General features: G+C 55.1%; 14 protein-coding genes. 8 read left to right on the forward strand and 6 right to left on the reverse strand.

Annotated elements, in window-relative coordinates:
* Positions 1 to 94: IS3 family transposase (locus tag ACMV5H_RS22825; protein WP_325982530.1), on the forward strand; the 94-nt coding region annotated here is incomplete at its 5' end.
* A 57-nt stretch (positions 95 to 151) separates the two neighbouring features.
* On the opposite strand, the gene ACMV5H_RS22830 is transcribed toward ACMV5H_RS22825, so the two are convergent.
* From ACMV5H_RS22830 to ACMV5H_RS22840, 3 genes are all read right to left on the reverse strand, one after another.
* Positions 152 to 1564, reverse strand: coding sequence for a glycoside hydrolase family 1 protein (locus ACMV5H_RS22830; RefSeq protein ID WP_414822536.1), 1413 nt, complete (start codon positions 1562 to 1564; stop codon positions 152 to 154).
* Positions 1565 to 1665: 101 nt separating this feature from the next.
* The gene (araA, locus tag ACMV5H_RS22835) at positions 1666 to 3171 is read right to left on the reverse strand and encodes an L-arabinose isomerase (protein ID WP_414822537.1); all 1506 of its coding nucleotides are present in this window, start codon (positions 3169 to 3171) and stop codon (positions 1666 to 1668) included.
* Positions 3172 to 3225: 54 nt separating this feature from the next.
* A complete protein-coding gene (locus ACMV5H_RS22840; RefSeq protein WP_414822538.1) occupies positions 3226 to 4905 on the reverse strand; it encodes a ribulokinase in 1680 nt (559 codons plus the stop codon).
* Positions 4906 to 5264: 359 nt separating this feature from the next.
* On the opposite strand from ACMV5H_RS22840, the gene ACMV5H_RS22845 reads away from it, so the two are divergent.
* The 7 genes from ACMV5H_RS22845 to ACMV5H_RS22875 all read left to right on the forward strand — a co-directional run bounded on the left by ACMV5H_RS22845 (position 5265) and on the right by ACMV5H_RS22875 (position 12626).
* The gene (locus tag ACMV5H_RS22845) at positions 5265 to 6248 is read left to right on the forward strand and encodes an arabinose ABC transporter substrate-binding protein (RefSeq protein WP_414822539.1); all 984 of its coding nucleotides are present in this window, start codon (positions 5265 to 5267) and stop codon (positions 6246 to 6248) included.
* A gap of 60 nt (positions 6249 to 6308) precedes the next feature.
* Positions 6309 to 7832 carry an L-arabinose ABC transporter ATP-binding protein AraG gene (gene araG, locus ACMV5H_RS22850; RefSeq protein WP_414822540.1) on the forward strand — a complete coding sequence of 508 codons (1524 nt, stop codon included), beginning with the start codon at positions 6309 to 6311 and terminating at the stop codon, positions 7830 to 7832.
* 17 nt (positions 7833 to 7849) lie between these two features.
* Entirely contained in the window at positions 7850 to 8833 is a 984-nt protein-coding gene (gene araH / locus ACMV5H_RS22855; RefSeq protein ID WP_021178049.1) for an L-arabinose ABC transporter permease AraH, read from the forward strand.
* Positions 8834 to 9032: 199 nt separating this feature from the next.
* Entirely contained in the window at positions 9033 to 9950 is a 918-nt protein-coding gene (gene araC / locus ACMV5H_RS22860; protein ID WP_059200735.1) for an arabinose operon transcriptional regulator AraC, read from the forward strand.
* A 247-nt stretch (positions 9951 to 10197) separates the two neighbouring features.
* Positions 10198 to 11238 (forward strand): oxidoreductase, encoded by a 1041-nt coding sequence (locus ACMV5H_RS22865; protein ID WP_414822541.1) that lies wholly within the window; start codon positions 10198 to 10200, stop codon positions 11236 to 11238.
* A 74-nt stretch (positions 11239 to 11312) separates the two neighbouring features.
* A complete protein-coding gene (locus ACMV5H_RS22870) occupies positions 11313 to 12308 on the forward strand; it encodes a bile acid:sodium symporter family protein (RefSeq protein ID WP_021178046.1) in 996 nt (331 codons plus the stop codon).
* A gap of 12 nt (positions 12309 to 12320) precedes the next feature.
* On the forward strand, positions 12321 to 12626 hold the full coding sequence (locus ACMV5H_RS22875; protein WP_414822542.1) for an NIPSNAP family protein: 306 nt from the start codon (positions 12321 to 12323) through the stop codon (positions 12624 to 12626).
* Between the two features lie 43 nt (positions 12627 to 12669).
* Here ACMV5H_RS22875 and add read toward each other — a convergent pair whose 3' ends face one another.
* From add to ACMV5H_RS22890, 3 genes are all read right to left on the reverse strand, one after another.
* Positions 12670 to 13668, reverse strand: a complete 999-nt coding sequence (gene add, locus ACMV5H_RS22880; RefSeq protein WP_414822543.1) for an adenosine deaminase — start codon at positions 13666 to 13668, stop codon at positions 12670 to 12672.
* A 189-nt stretch (positions 13669 to 13857) separates the two neighbouring features.
* The gene (locus tag ACMV5H_RS22885; RefSeq protein WP_021804508.1) at positions 13858 to 14832 is read right to left on the reverse strand and encodes a GlxA family transcriptional regulator; all 975 of its coding nucleotides are present in this window, start codon (positions 14830 to 14832) and stop codon (positions 13858 to 13860) included.
* Positions 14833 to 14947: 115 nt separating this feature from the next.
* Entirely contained in the window at positions 14948 to 15727 is a 780-nt protein-coding gene (locus tag ACMV5H_RS22890) for an MBL fold metallo-hydrolase (protein WP_115158462.1), read from the reverse strand.
* Positions 15728 to 15818 lie beyond the last annotated feature (91 nt).

Raw genomic sequence — 15818 nt, forward strand, 5'->3', positions numbered from 1 at the left:
GTACATAGATTACTACAATAACCATCGTATCAAACAGAAGCTCAAAGGCCTGAGCCCTGTGGAGTACAGAACGCAGGCTTTGATGGTTGCTTAATTTTAAACCGTCCAACTTCTTGGGGTCAGTTCACATGCTGCGCCCACTTAACGGCGGTTAACGTTCTGCACCGTTGCTGGCAATCAGCTTCTGGTACCAGAAGAAGCTTTTCTTACGCTGGCGTGCCAGATCCTTGTTGTGGTCAACGTAGATAAAGCCGTACTGTTTCTGGAAACCGTTGAGCCAGCTCAGCAGATCGATAAACGACCATGGATAATAACCGCGTACGTCGGCCCCCTGTTTGATAGCGTCTTCAATGGCACCAATGTGCTGGCGCAGATAGTCGATGCGATCGTCATCCACCACTTCACCGTCGATAATCGGATCTTTGGCTCCCAGACCGTTCTCGGTGATGTAGATAGGGATATCGCCGTAACGCGCCTTGATATTCATGATGCCTTCGGTGAGGCCCTGCGGATAAATTTCCCAGTCCCAATCGGTATACACGCCGTTCGGGTTGCGGACGAACTTGAACAGCCCCTTAAAGCCGAATTCGTTACCCTGCTGGTGGCCGCTGCCTTTCTCACCGGTGGTGTTGATGGTCAGATGTGACTCTTGATTATTGGCCGCGATGGTTTCACGTTTGTAATAGTTCAGGCCAATAAAGTCACAGATATTGTCGCGCAGCAGTTGTTCATCACCAGGGGCGAATTGCGGCACGCCCCACAGCGCCTGAGTCTGTTCTAGCAGTTCAGCCGGATATTCCCCTTTCAGCACAGGATCGTACAGCCAGTGGGTAAAGATCCCTTCGGCCAACTGATAGGCCGCCAGATCTTCCGCTGATTGGCTGAGCGGGGTATGGGTTTGCAACACGTTGACGAAGCCGATTTGGCCGGCAATGCCGCTGGTACGGAATGCGGCTACCGCTTTAGCGTGGGCTACAAAGACGTGGTGACAGGCCTGGATCGCACGTGCCGGGCTCTGTACGCCCGGTGGGTGGCCGCCGGTGATGTAACCGAAGCCGATAAAGCACACGGTTTCATTGAAGGTAGACCACAGTTTGACGCGATCGCCGTAACGTTGGTAACACAGGCGGGCATACTCTTCAAAAGCCTCCGCAGTGCTGCGTGCTTCCCAACCGCCTTCATCTTGCAATGCCTGCGGTAGATCCCAGTGGTACAGGGTGATCATCGGTTCAATGTTGTGTTCCAACAGGGCATCAATCAGATCGCTGTAGAATTTGACCCCGGCCTCATTGATGGTGCGCCGGCCCTGTGGCAGCAGGCGCGGCCAGGAGATTGAGAACCGGTAGCTCTGCATCCCCATTTCGGCCATCAGCGCCACGTCCTCACGGAAGCGTTGATAGTGATCGACGGCAACGTCGCCGTTAGTGCCTTGGTAAGTGGTACCCGGCAGGTGGGAGAAGGTATCCCAGATGGATGGGCCTTTGCCGTCGGCATCGTGTGCGCCTTCAACCTGATACGCCGCGCTAGCCGCGCCCCAGAGGAACGCTTTCGGGAAAGCAGACATAACTATTCTCTCTATACGTTAAATATTGAGTCTAGTTTAGGTCGAGTTGAAATGAGTTTGCAACCGGTTTCTGAAACCGGTTGCAGTTTTTGCGGGAGCGTTTAGCGACGGTTGATTTGGTAGTAGGTTTCATTCCAGCGGATTTCGTTCTTGAACGCTGGTAGGGTGGTGTCGTTGTCGATCAGCAGGAATTCGATGTTGTGCATCTCGGCATACAGGCGCAGGTAGTCGGCGTTTAGTGACTGTGAGAACACCGTGTGGTGCGCACCACCTGCCAGGATCCAGGCTTCTGCGGCCGTAGCCAGGGAAGGCTGAGCGCGCCAGATCGCCCGGGCCACCGGCAGCTTAGGTAATGGTTTAGGCTGCTCAATAGTATCAACCTGATTGACCAGCAGGCGGAAACGATCGCCCATATCGATCAGGCTGGCATTCACCGCCGGGCCTGCCGGGGTAGAGAAGATCAGGCGGGCCGGGTCGGCCTTGCCACCGATGCCAAGATATTGAATATCCAGCAGTGGCTTCTGTTCTTTGGCAATGGAAGGGCAGACTTCCAGCATATGGGACCCCACCACCAAATCGTTGCCCGGCTGGAGGTTGTAGGTGTAATCCTCCATAAACGAGGTGCCGCCATTTAAGCCGCTGCCCATCACTTTCATAATGCGCAGCAGGGCCGCGGTTTTCCAGTCGCCCTCACCGGCAAAGCCGTAACCTTGCTGCATCAGGCGCTGTACCGCTAAACCTGGCAACTGCTTCATGCCGTGCAGCGTTTCAAAGTTGGTAGTGAAGGCGTGGAACTTGCCCTGTTCGAGGAAACGTTTCATACCCAGTTCGATAGCGGCTGCATCGATCAGGTTTTGCCGTTTGGCCCCGTTAACTTTTGCTACGTCGCTCAGCTCATAGCTGGCTTCGTACTCTTCGATCAGAGCATCGATATCGCCCTTGCTCACTTCATCGATCACGCTAACCAAATCGCCGATGCCATAAGCATCCACGGAATAACCAAACTGGATCTGCGCGGCCACTTTATCGCCATCGGTCACGGCGACCTGGCGCATGTTGTCACCAAAACGCGCCACTTTCAGCTGTTGGCTTTCCTGTTTGGCGCAGGCAACACGCATCCATTGAGCGATTCGCTCCTGGGCATTTTTGTCTTGCCAGTGGCCTGCAATCACGCTGTGCTGCTGGCGCATACGGGCACCGATAAACCCGAACTCGCGGCCACCGTGGGCGGTCTGGTTCAGGTTCATAAAGTCCATATCCATGCTGTCCCACGGAACCTCGGCATTAAATTGGGTATGGAACTGCAGCAGCGGTTTATCGAGGATAGACAGGCCGGCAATCCACATTTTGGCCGGTGAGAAAGTGTGCAGCCAGGTGATGATGCCGACACAGTCCTGGTGATAGTTGGCATCACGGCAGACGGTGGTGATTTCGTCCGGCGTGGTGACCAGCGGTTTCAGCACCATCTTCACCGGTAAACCTGCGTCGCGGTTCAGGCTGTTCACGACCTGTTCGGCATTTTCCATCACCTGTTGCAGGGTTTTGGGGCCATAAAGATGCTGGCTGCCGATCACGAACCACACTTCACGTTGCTTAAAGATGTTCATCAAAAACTCCTGGAACTAGAGGTTTTATTGAGCCGAGGGATCTGCCACGGCGTATTAATTTTTGGTGATTGCGGCAAAGCGCGGCTCTGCGGCCTGGCACCACTGTTGATAGCGTTCATAAAGTTGTTGGTAGCGCACGACGTTTGCGGGATCGGGCTGCAAAGTACGTTCAATACTGCAAGCCATATGCTGCTGAGCTTGCGGAACGTCGCTGAAATACCCGGCGGCTACGGCGGCGAAGATGGCTGCACCCAACGCGCAGCACTGGTCGGAGGCGACAATCTGTAGCGGACGATCCATCACATCGGCGCAAACCTGCATAATCACCGGTGACTTGCGGGCAATACCGCCCAAAGCCAGCACGTTATCGACGGGAATGTCCTGCTGTTCGAAGCACTCCATGATGGCGCGGGCGCCAAATGCCGTTGCGGCGATAAAGCCACCAAACAGCGTGGGCGCATCGGTGCCGAGGTTGAGATCGGTGATCACCCCTTTCAGGCGTTGGTTGGCGTAGGGGGTGCGGCGGCCATTGAACCAGTCCAATACCACTGGCAGATGGTCAAGAGACGGGTTTTTGGCCCAGGCGGCGGTCAGGGCGGCCAGCATGTCATGCTCGATTTGTTGCAGCTGTGTCTGGAGTTGCGGTTGCGTCTTGGCGGCTTCACGCAGTGGCCAGCTCAGCAGGCGGCTGAACCAGGCGTACATATCGCCAAAAGCGGATTGCCCGGCCTCCATCCCGATGGTTTGCGGCACCACGCTGCCGTCCACCTGGCCGCAGATGCCGCTGATGGCACGATCGCCCACGCGCTCACGATCGGCGATCAGAATGTCGCAGGTCGACGTGCCAATCACCTTCACCAGCGTATAAGGCTGCGCTCCGGCTCCCACTGCCCCCATATGACAGTCAAAGGCGCCACCGGACAGCACCACGCTTTCTGATAGCCCAAGCCGTGTGGCCCACTCTTTGCTCAGCGTCCCTACCGGCAAATCGGCAGTGTAGGAACCGTTGAACAGTGGATAGGGTAAATCTTCCACCAGCATCGGATCCAGGGCCGCAAAGAAGGCTTTCGGTGGCAAACCGTCCCAATCCGGATGCCACAGCGTTTTATGCCCAACGCTGCAACGCCCGCGCTTTAACCGAGCAGGTGCGGTAGTGCCAGAAAGCAATGCTGGTACCCAGTCGCATAGCTCAACCCAAGAGGCGGCTGCGTGGCGTACCGCCTCGTCCTGGCGTGAAACGTGCAAGATTTTGGCCCAGAACCACTCAGAGGAATAAACGCCACCGATATAGCGCGAATAATCGGTGAAATCGCCACGGCGGCACAGTTGGTTAATTTCCTCCGCCTCCTCGATGGCGGTGTGGTCTTTCCACAGCACAAACATGGCGTTGGGATTGCAGGCAAACTCTGGCCGCAACGCCAACACGTCGCCATGTTTATCAATAGGGGCGGGAGTGGAGCCGGTGGAATCTACTCCAATCCCGACCACGGTCTGCCGCTGTTCCTGGCTCATGCGCTGCACCACGGCGACGATGGCTTGCTCCATGGCTTCGATGTAGTCGAGTGGATGGTGGCGGAACTGGTTCTGTGCGGCATTACAGAAATCACCACGCTGCCAGCGAGGGTAGTAGACCACCTCGGTATCCAGTTCGTTACCGTTTTGACAGTCGACAGCCAGTACCCGCACTGAATCGCTGCCGAAGTCTAATCCCAGGGCAATAGCACCTGCCGTCATGATGCGGACTCCTTACTTGTTAGGTTGAGATTAACGATAGGAGCGGGACGGGGAGGCAGGTGAGGAAGCATTGGCTGGAAGTATGCACTTTTCTGCTTGCTACAGTGATTTTGTGATGGGGGTCAAAAGTTATCACTTGGTTAAATTTGCTAAATGTATGCACATATCTGCTGTTATCTCGGGATGTGATAGCGCTCTACATTTAACTAACAAATACCGGCTAAAACTGTTTGCGTCTTACCTGAGTCGACGGCAAGAAGCGAGATGTAAGGCCATTGTCGTGACAGGAACTCATAATGATAACGTTTTCACGGTAGCCCGATTTTTCTGCCGATGAAAGCAAAACAGCGGAGGGTACCATGCATAAATTCACTAAGGCGTTGGCAGTGATCGGTCTGACGGCGGTTATGTCACATTCAGCTATCGCAGAGACCATGAAACTGGGTTTTTTGGTTAAACAGCCAGAAGAGCCCTGGTTCCAGACCGAATGGAAATTTGCTGACAAAGCGGGTAAAGACCTGGGGTTTGAAGTGATCAAGATTGCCGTGCCGGACGGCGAGAAAACCCTCAATGCCATCGACAGCCTGGCGGCCAGCGGCGCCAAGGGGTTTGTCATCTGCACTCCAGACCCAAAACTCGGCTCGGCGATTGTCGCCAAGGCACGCAGCTACGATCTGAAAGTGATCGCGGTTGACGACCAGTTTGTTAATGCCAAAGGCAAGCCGATGGAGAGCGTGCCGCTAGTGATGATGGCGGCCACCAAGATAGGTGAGCGCCAAGGTGCCGAGCTGTGGAAAGAGATGAACAAGCGTGGCTGGAAAGTGGCAGAGACCGGCGTAATGGCGATCACCTCCGATGAACTGGACACGGCACGCCGCCGTACCGGTGGCTCGATGGACGCATTGAAAACTGCGGGTTTCCCAGAACAGCAGATCTACAAGGTACCAACCAAATCCAACGATATCCCAGGGGCGTTTGATGCCGCCAACTCGATGCTGGTGCAGCATCCTGAAGTGAAAAACTGGCTGATCGTCGGGATGAACGACAATACCGTGCTGGGCGGCGTGCGTGCCACCGAAGGTCAGGGCTTTAAAGCGCCTAACGTGATCGGTATTGGTATCAACGGCGTTGACGCGGTAAGCGAGCTTTCCAAGAAACAGGCAACCGGCTTCTACGGTTCACTGCTGCCAAGCCCGGATATTCATGGCTACAAGAGCATTCAGATGCTGCATGACTGGGTAGAGAAAGGCGTGGAACCAGAGAAATTCACCGAAGTGACCGACGTGGTGCTGATCACCCGCGACAACTTCCAGGTGGAACTGCAGAATAAAGGCCTGATGTAAGGAGCGTGCCGCCTGTACCAAGCGGGCGGCCATTTATCGCACAGCATTGAGGAAAGCACTATGACTGCCGTCACGCCCTATCTGGCTTTTAAAGGCATCGGTAAAAGCTTCCCTGGCGTCAAAGCGCTGGATGATATCAGTTTCAACTGTCAGGCCGGGCAGATCCACGCCCTGATGGGGGAAAACGGCGCCGGGAAATCGACGCTGCTGAAAATCCTCAGCGGCAATTACGCCCCAAGCAAAGGGGAGATCCACCTCCAGGGGCAAGCCGTACAGTTTGCCAATACCACCGACGCGCTGAACGCCGGGGTGGCGATTATCTACCAGGAACTGCATCTGGTGCCGGAAATGACCGTGGCAGAGAACATTTACCTTGGCCAGTTGCCGACCAAACATGGCCTGGTGGATCGTAAACTGCTGCGTTATGAGTCCCGCTTACAGCTGGAACACCTCGGTTTGGACATCGATCCGGATACTCCGTTGAAGTACCTGTCGATTGGTCAATGGCAGATGGTGGAGATTGCCAAGGCTCTGGCGCGTAACGCCAAAGTGATTGCGTTTGATGAGCCGACCAGTTCGTTGTCGGCACGTGAAATTGAGCAGCTGTTCCGGGTGATCCGCGAGCTGCGGGCTGAAGGGCGAGTGATCCTGTATGTCTCACACCGGATGGAGGAAATCTTTGCGCTGAGTGACGCCATCACCGTGTTTAAGGATGGCCGCTATGTACGTACCTTCGACGATATGCAGCAGGTCAACAATGAAGTGCTGGTGCAGGCGATGGTGGGTCGCGATCTTGGCGATGTTTATGGCTACCAGCCACGCGAGTTGGGAGAAGTGCGGTTGCAGCTTACCGATCTGCAGGCCGTCGGGGTGAAAACGCCTATCAGCCTCAACGTACGCGCTGGCGAAATTGTTGGCCTGTTTGGTCTGGTGGGTGCAGGGCGCAGCGAATTGATGAAAGGGATTTTTGGTGCTACGCGGGTCACTGCGGGCCAATTGATGCTCGATGGCAAGCGGCTTGATGTCCGTTCACCGATCGATGCTATCCGTGCAGGCGTAATGCTGTGCCCGGAAGATCGTAAGGCCGACGGCATCATTCCGGTGCACTCGGTGCGCGACAATATCAACATCAGCGCACGCCGCAAAAGCATCAAGGCGGGCTGCCTGATTGATAACGCCTGGGAAACCAGCAATGCCGATCACCACATCCGCGCGCTGAATATCAAAACCCCCACTGCCGAACAGCTGATCATGAACCTCTCCGGTGGCAATCAACAGAAGGCGATCCTGGGCCGCTGGCTGTCGGAAGAGATGAAGGTGATCCTGCTGGATGAGCCGACACGCGGTATCGACGTTGGCGCAAAACACGAAATCTACCACGTGATTTATCAGCTGGCGCAGCAGGGCATTGCGGTGCTGTTCGCCTCCAGCGATTTGCCCGAAGTGCTGGGGCTGGCGGATCGCATCATCGTGATGCGTGAAGGGGCGATCTCTGGCGAGTTGACCCATAGCGAGGCCACTGAGGAAAAAGCCCTCAGCCTGGCGATGTTACGTACCCCCGATATTGCTGCGGCGATAGCCTGATTGTGAAGGAGCAAGAGATGTCGAGCATGACAACCAATTCTGTGAAAAACCGCGGTGGCCTTGGGTTAGCGCGTATCTGGGACAGCTATGGCATGCTGGTGGTATTCGCCGTGCTGTTTGTCGCCTGCGTGGCGTTCGTGCCGAATTTTGGCAGTTTTATCAATATGAAAGGCCTGGGGCTGGCGATCTCTATGTCCGGGATGGTGGCGTGTGGCATGCTGTTTTGTCTGGCCTCAGGTGATTTTGACCTGTCGGTGGCGTCGGTTATCGCCTGTGCGGGTGTCACCGCGGCGGTGGTGATCAACATGACCGAGAGCCTGTGGATCGGCGTGGCTGCCGGTTTGCTGTTAGGTGTGCTCTCTGGGCTGATCAATGGTTTTGTGATCGCCCGGCTGAAGATTAACGCGCTGATCACCACGTTGGCCACCATGCAGATCTTCCGCGGCTTGGCCTATATCATTTCCGATGGGAAAGCGGTGGGGATCGAAGATGAGCGGTTCTTTGCGCTCGGCTATGCCAACTGGTGGGGGCTGCCTGCACCGATTTGGATCACTATCGGCTGTCTTATCCTGTTTGGTTTCCTGCTCAATAAAACCACCTTTGGCCGTAATACCCTGGCTATCGGTGGCAACGAGGAGGCGGCTCGTCTGGCCGGGGTGCCGGTAGTGCGTACCAAGATCATCATCTTTGTGCTTTCCGGACTGGTATCTGCCGCTGCGGGCATTATTCTGGCTTCGCGTATGACCAGCGGCCAGCCGATGACCTCCATCGGTTATGAGCTGATCGTGATCTCCGCCTGCGTGCTGGGGGGCGTTTCGCTCAAAGGCGGCATCGGCAAAATTTCCTACGTTATCGCCGGGATCCTGATCCTGGGTACGGTGGAGAACGCCATGAACCTGCTGAACATCTCGCCGTTCTCGCAGTATGTGGTGCGCGGCGTGATCCTGCTGGCCGCGGTGATTTTTGACCGCTACAAGCAACAAGCGAAGAGCAGGGCGTGAAGACCCATCACAATTTTGTGATTGCTATGAGCAGCATTTTGCCGAATGGGTAAACTTGTTGTTGTATTGATACGAAACACGGAAGCTAATCTGTAGCACGGACAGTCCCCTCTCCCTGTGGGAGAGGGTTAGGGTGAGGGAAGCAGACCACTCATCTTGCCAAGTTTTGGGATAAAGAAACGACACATTCGGAGGCCAGATGTATCATCGCATGGTTCAGGAACCCCAACCGAACCCGCTGTTGCCGGGTTACACCTTTAACGCCTACCTGGTTGCCGGGCTGACGCCGATTATGGCGGACGGGCCGCTGGATTTCTTTATCGACCGCCCCGGCGGCATGAAGGGCTACATCCTCAATCTGACCATTAAAGGCCAGGGCAAGGTGTTTGACGGTGAGGAAACGTTTTACTGTAACCCCGGCGATCTCCTGCTGTTTCCGCCCAAGGCGGCGCATAACTATGGCCGATCACCGGATAGTGACTGCTGGTATCACCGTTGGGTGTATTTCCGCCCGCGGGCCTATTGGGCCGACTGGCTGGAATGGCACAGCAAGGCGCATCAGGTGGGGCGTCTGACGTTGCCCAACAACCCGTTGCTGACCGAATTTGACCGTCTGTTTGCCAACATTGAGCAGACCCAACGCTCCGGCCGCCGTTTTGCCGAAGAAATTGGCATGAACCTGCTGGAACGGCTGTTGCTGCGCGCGATGGAGGAGGATCCCCTCAGCCCACAGAAGATTATGGACCCACGGGTGATTGAGGCTTGCCAGTTCATTACCGGCAATCTGGCAGGGGAGCTGCGTATCGATGAGGTGGCCCGCCACGTTTGTCTTTCGCCATCGCGGCTGGCACATCTGTTCCGTGACCAGGTCGGGATAAATATCTTGCGCTGGCGTGAAGATCAGCGAGTGATCCGCGCCAAATTGCTGCTGCAAACTACCCAGGAATCGATTGCCACCATTGGCCGGGTGGTTGGCTATGACGATCAACTCTATTTTTCCCGGGTGTTTCGTAAGCGAGTTGGCGTCAGCCCCAGCGATTTTCGCCGCCGTAGCCTGGAGATCAACTACCCGGTGAACCATTCCCGGGATCGGCCACTGATTGCCGCATCCCGTTAATCGGCCAACGGATACGATCGTTGTTGGGGGCGCCGCGTGCAGCGCCCGCTTTGTTGTATTGCCCGTTTATTATCGATTTGCATTTAGCTCTTGTTCCAGCCCGCATGATGGTGTCAAATCGCATCAATCCCTACTTCATTTTTCTAGCGGCAACACTCAGGGGTAGCTTTCTTGCCCCAACTTACACGGACGTAGCATTTCATCTGCCTGGAATTGATGCGTATATCGCCCTGTATGAGGAAACAAGATGTCTGAAACAATCCGCGTTGGCCTGGTGGGCTATGGTTACGCCAGCAAGACCTTTCATGCTCCGCTGATCGCAGGAACCCCTGGCATGGAGTTGGCTGCAGTTTCCAGCAGCGACGCCGGTAAAGTCCACGCTGACTGGCCGATGATGACGGTGGTCAGCGACCCGCAGGCGCTGTTTAACGATCCCTCGATTGACCTGATTGTCATTCCAACCCCGAACGATACCCATTTCCCGCTGGCGCAACAGGCGATGGCGGCGGGCAAAAATGTGGTGGTGGATAAACCGTTTACCGTGACACTGTCACAGGCGCAGCAGCTACAACAGCAGGCTGCTCAGAGTGGACAACTGCTTTCAGTGTTTCACAACCGCCGCTGGGACAGCGATTTCCTGACCTTAAAAGCCTTGCTGAAAGACGGCGCGTTAGGAGAAGTGGTCTATTTTGAATCCCATTTCGATCGTTTCCGCCCGGAAGTCCGCCAGCGCTGGCGTGAGCAAGGTGGGGTTGGCAGCGGTATTTGGTACGATCTGGGGCCGCATCTGATCGACCAGGCGTTGCAGCTGTTTGGCAAGCCACAAACGCTTTTTGTCGATCTCGGCGAGCTACGCCCGGGTTCACAATCGGTAGATTACTTCCATGCGGTGCTCAATTACGGCCATCGGCGTGTGGTGCTGCATGGCACGGTGCTGGCCGCGGCAGAAACTGCTCGTTACATTGTGCACGGCACGCAGGGCAGCTTTATCAAATATGGTCTGGATCCGCAGGAAGACCGCCTGAAAGCCGGTGAACGTTTGCCGCAGGCCGACTGGGGTTACGACATGCGCGATGGAGTAGTGACGTTGTCACGTGATGGCATGTTGGCGGAACAGCCGCAATTGACCATTCCGGGCAATTATCCGGCCTATTACGCCGCCATTCGTGACGCAATTTCCGGTGCCGGTACCAACCCAGTTCCGGCCAGCGAGGCGATACAGGTTATGGAAATGATCGAGCTGGGCATTGAGTCGGCCAAACAGCAAAAAGCGCTACCGGTCAGCTAATATCAATAACAACAGTAGGGTTCAGAGCGCTTCTGAACCCTTTTTACGTATTAAATAGCAAGGAATTTTGCAGGATGTCCTGGTTACAACGTCTACGTATCGACAAGTTTTTACTGGTACTGCTGATGGTGGTGCTGTTGGCCTCATTGCTACCCTGTGAAGGGATTTGGCAGACTTTCTTCGAACATTTAACTACCGCCGCGATAGCCTTGTTGTTCTTCATGCACGGGGCGAAACTCTCCCGTGAGGCGATCGTTGCCGGCATGAGCCACTGGAAGCTGCACCTGGTGGTGTTTCTCAGTACCTTTGCGCTCTTCCCCTTGTTAGGGTTGTCGATGAACCTGCTGGTGCCGGGCTTGATGACGCCCACCGTTTATCTGGGTTTCCTCTATCTGTGTGCTTTGCCTGCCACAGTTCAATCGGCAATCGCCTTCACCTCCGCAGCAGGAGGGAACGTGGCGGCGGCGATCTGCAGCGCTTCGGCATCCAGCATTCTTGGGGTATTCCTGTCTCCGCTGCTGGTGGGGGCATTGATGCATACGCAAGGAGGCAATACTGACGTACTGCATGCCATTGGCTCGATTATTCTGCAACTGATGGTACCGTTTGTTATTGGCCATCTGGCGCGTCCGCTGATTGGCAAATGGATCGATCGCCATCGCAAACTGATTAACCTCACCGACCGTTCCTCGATCCTGCTGGTGGTCTATACCGCGTTCAGCGCGGCGGTGGTTGAGGGGATTTGGCACACCATTGACGGCTGGTCGCTGCTGACGATCCTGGTGATGTCGCTGGTGCTGTTGGCGGTGGTACTGGTTATCAACACCTATGCCGCACGTTGGCTGGGCTTTGATACCGCTGATGAGATCACTATCGTGTTTTGTGGTTCGAAAAAGAGCCTGGCCAACGGCATTCCGATGGCCAACGTGCTATTTCCTGCTGCCGCCGTTGGGGCGATGGTATTACCGTTGATGATTTTCCATCAGGTACAGTTGATGGTATGTGCGGTGCTGGCACAGCGCTATGCGCGTAAAACAGCCCAGCAGCGTGAAGTAGCCGTAACTAAATAACAAGGACGTAGCATGAGCAAGGTAGTCGAGATTTTGCAATATCGTTTACAAGCGGGTAGCGGCGAGCGTTTTCACCACATCATGCAGCATGACAGTGTTCCGCTGCATAGGGCCGCAGGGATCACTGTGCTGGAGTACGGTGTCTCGCTACACGATCCCGATGCCTATTACCTGCTGCGGCAGTTTGACGGCATGGCGGAAGTGGAACAGGTATTGCAGGCCTTCTACCGCAGCCAAGCTTGGTTGGAGGGGCCACGAACGGAAATTGTGGCCCTGATCGAGGAGAGCCACCGGGTGGTGCTGCCCTCTCAATCTTGAAAAACAGACTCAGCCTTGACAGCGGCTGAGTCTGGATATTGCCTTAGCCAAGTACTTTCGCGCGTAGCGCCTGTTTTTCCTGCTCGCTGAGGAAGGCCATCTTCAGGCCGTTTTCCTGGGCGGTGCGGATTTCTTGCGGCGTTAACCCGGCCTGCGGCGCCGCTACGCGGTATTCGTGTTCAATCTCAATGCCTTGCACAGCTGGATCGTCGGTATTGAGGGAAGCTACCACGCCATGGCGCAGGAAGGTGGCCAGCGGATGTTGTGCCAACGAAGCTACGGTGCTGGTTTGAATATTTGAAGTCAGGCACGACTCAATGCCGATCCCATGCTGCGCCAGATAATCCATCAGTGCTGGATCCTCCACCGCTTTAACCCCGTGCCCAATGCGCTCTGCACCCAACTCACGGATCGCCTGCCAGATGCTTTCCGGACCAGCGGCTTCACCGGCATGAACGGTAATGCGCAGGCCAGCGTCACGTGCACGGTTGAAATGGCTAAGGAATAGGCTGCCAGGGAAGCCTAGCTCATCGCCAGCTAGATCCAACGCGGTGATGCCGTCGCGATGGGTCAGTAGGGCGTCTAGCTCTTGCAGGCAGGCCGCTTCACCGAAGGTACGGCTCATGATGCCAATCAGGCGTACGTCAATATCGCGGTCGCGGCAACCAGAGCGAATGCCGTCAATCACCGCTTCCACCACGCCAGCCACCGGTAACTGGTGCTTCATCGCCATGTAGTAGGGGGAAAAACGCAGCTCGGCGTAGTGCAACCCGGCATTTGCCGCATCTTCCACGTTTTCATAAGCCACGCGACGGCAGGCATCCAGATCGCCCAGCACCGCGACTCCCCAGTCAAGCTTTTGCAAAAAGCTCATCAGGTCGGGTTCGGTATGGGTGATTTGCACATGGGGAAGCAGGGCAGCCAGCTCGTTGGCTGGCAGGGCTAGGTTGAACTGGCGGCCGAGTTCAAGAATGGTTTGCGCGCGGATGTTACCGTCCAGATGACGGTGAATATCGGTAAGGGGCAAGCGGGAGTTAATCATGGCGGCACTCATTATTTTTGTATAGGTAAAGTGCGGATCAGTATAAAAACAAACGAATGAAAATAGCTATTGAGTTGCATAAAAAAGTGATAATTGTCACATTAAATCGCAAGTTCGCCGTTCAGGATAAAGCGACGATGGGCTCCCCCATGCGTTTTATATTTAGCCACGGTTCTTTATGGCTTGCGCTCAGGTCTTTTCCAGATCCACCGGCGCAGGGCCACGAAATGCCCGGCGCCATTCGCTTGGGCTGACGCTGAATCTCGCCTTAAAACTCTGGCGGAAAGAAATCGGCGACTGAAACCCCGCCATGTCCGACACACTTTCAATGCTGTCGTCCGTGGTTTCCAGCAATTCCTGGCTTCTTTGCAGACGCTCTGCGTTAAGCCATTCTCCCAGCGTGGTTCCGGTTGCCTTGAAAAAATGACGGGTCAACGTTCGCCGGCTCATGCTGACAAACCCGGCCAGTGAGTCGAGATCGTGCGGCTTGTCCAGATTGCGACGCAGGTAGTCCATCAACTCGTTCATTTTGCTGTCACGCGTCGATACCGGTATGGGGCGTTCAATAAACTGAGCCTGACCGCCTTCCCGGTAGGGAGGAACAACCATTCTTCGTGCCACCCGGTTGGCAACCGCAGTTCCGTAATGGTCACGGATAATATTCAGGCAGCAGTCAATGCCGGCGGCGGTGCCGGCAGAGGTAATAAGACGTTCATCACTGGTATACAGCGAGTTGCTGTCCAGATGCACGGCGGGAAATCTTTCAATAAAGTCCTGTTCGTACTCCCAGTGCGTTGCGGCGCGGTGCCGATCAAGCAAACCGGAATAGGCCAGCACGTAAGCGCCGAGACAAAGGCCCACCACTTCTGCGCCGCGCTGCCATGCGCTTATGAGCTTATCCAGCAGCGCCTGCGAGGGTCTTTCTTCAGGATGATGCCAGTAGGGCACGATAACAATGTCTGCGACGTCTAGCCGCTCAAGGCCATGCTCCACATTGATGGACAGGCCAATATCAGACAGAACGATGCCCGGTTGTTCAGCACAGATTTCGACGCTGAATAAATCCGGCTGCGGCATCGACTGTCCGAAAATAATACAGGGCACTGAAAAGTGAAACGGGCTAAATCCGGCCGTGGCGATCACGGCGACCGTCAGTGTAGACATAACGTTAACCTTACCGTAAATGACAACCGCCGGATCACCGACGGCTAACATGCTGGTTTTGACTGACCAAAGGATTCGTAATGGCATCCTTCCCTCAATCAGACGGCGTGATTGATCAGAACGCCATTGTTTCACCGTCTGCAGGAATAAGCACTCGATCATCAATGCTGTGTTCAAGGGTGAACTCTTTTAACTCCGCGCGCGTAAGAAGGCAATGGTTAATCGATTCCATATGAGACGCCACGATGGTGGCAGTCGGCAACATCTGTAGCGTGCGCAGCGTGTCCTCTTTGCCCATGATAATCGGGCCGTAAAGGTCGTTGACAGCATAGCCGGTGTTTAGCACCACAATCTCCGGCTTGAAGCGTTGCAGGTTTCTTACATAAGGTTTAACCCAGACGGTATCACCCGCGATATAAAGCGTTTTTTCATCATGATGAGTGAAGACCAGCCCGCATGCATCACCCAGTAAATCACCCCATTGGGCATCTGCGTACAATTCGTTACTGCCGTGCTGGCCGTCCGTTTTATAAATAGTCAGACCGTCAACGAAATGATTTTCATCTTGCAGCACGCGAATGTTGCGAAAGCCCTGGGAACGGATCAGCGCCGCGTCGTTCTCATCCTGCGTGTAGATAAGCATGTCTTTGGGTACAGCCTGCTGTGCCGCCTCATCCCAGTGATCGGTGTGGGTGTGGGTCAGGATAACCGCATCAACAGCCAGTAAATGCTCTACGGCCACAGGCAAAGCAACCATGGGATTACGCAGGTGCGGGCGAGCATTCCCGGCAAAGCCATCCCAGGCTTCCTTTTCTGCCAGCATCGGGTCGATAAGAAATTTTTTACCGGAATATTCCAGCACGAGCGTAGCATTGCGGATTTGCGTTAATTTCATCGATTGCTCCAGTCATTCATCAGATATTGAGGCTAATCCATCGTGTTTGCGGTTGTCCGACAGGATGGATGCGAGTGGGCTTACTATAAAA

This window comes from Serratia sp. N21D137 (assembly GCF_047530005.1).
GTDB classification, from domain to species: Bacteria; Pseudomonadota; Gammaproteobacteria; order Enterobacterales; family Enterobacteriaceae; genus Chania; species Chania fonticola_B.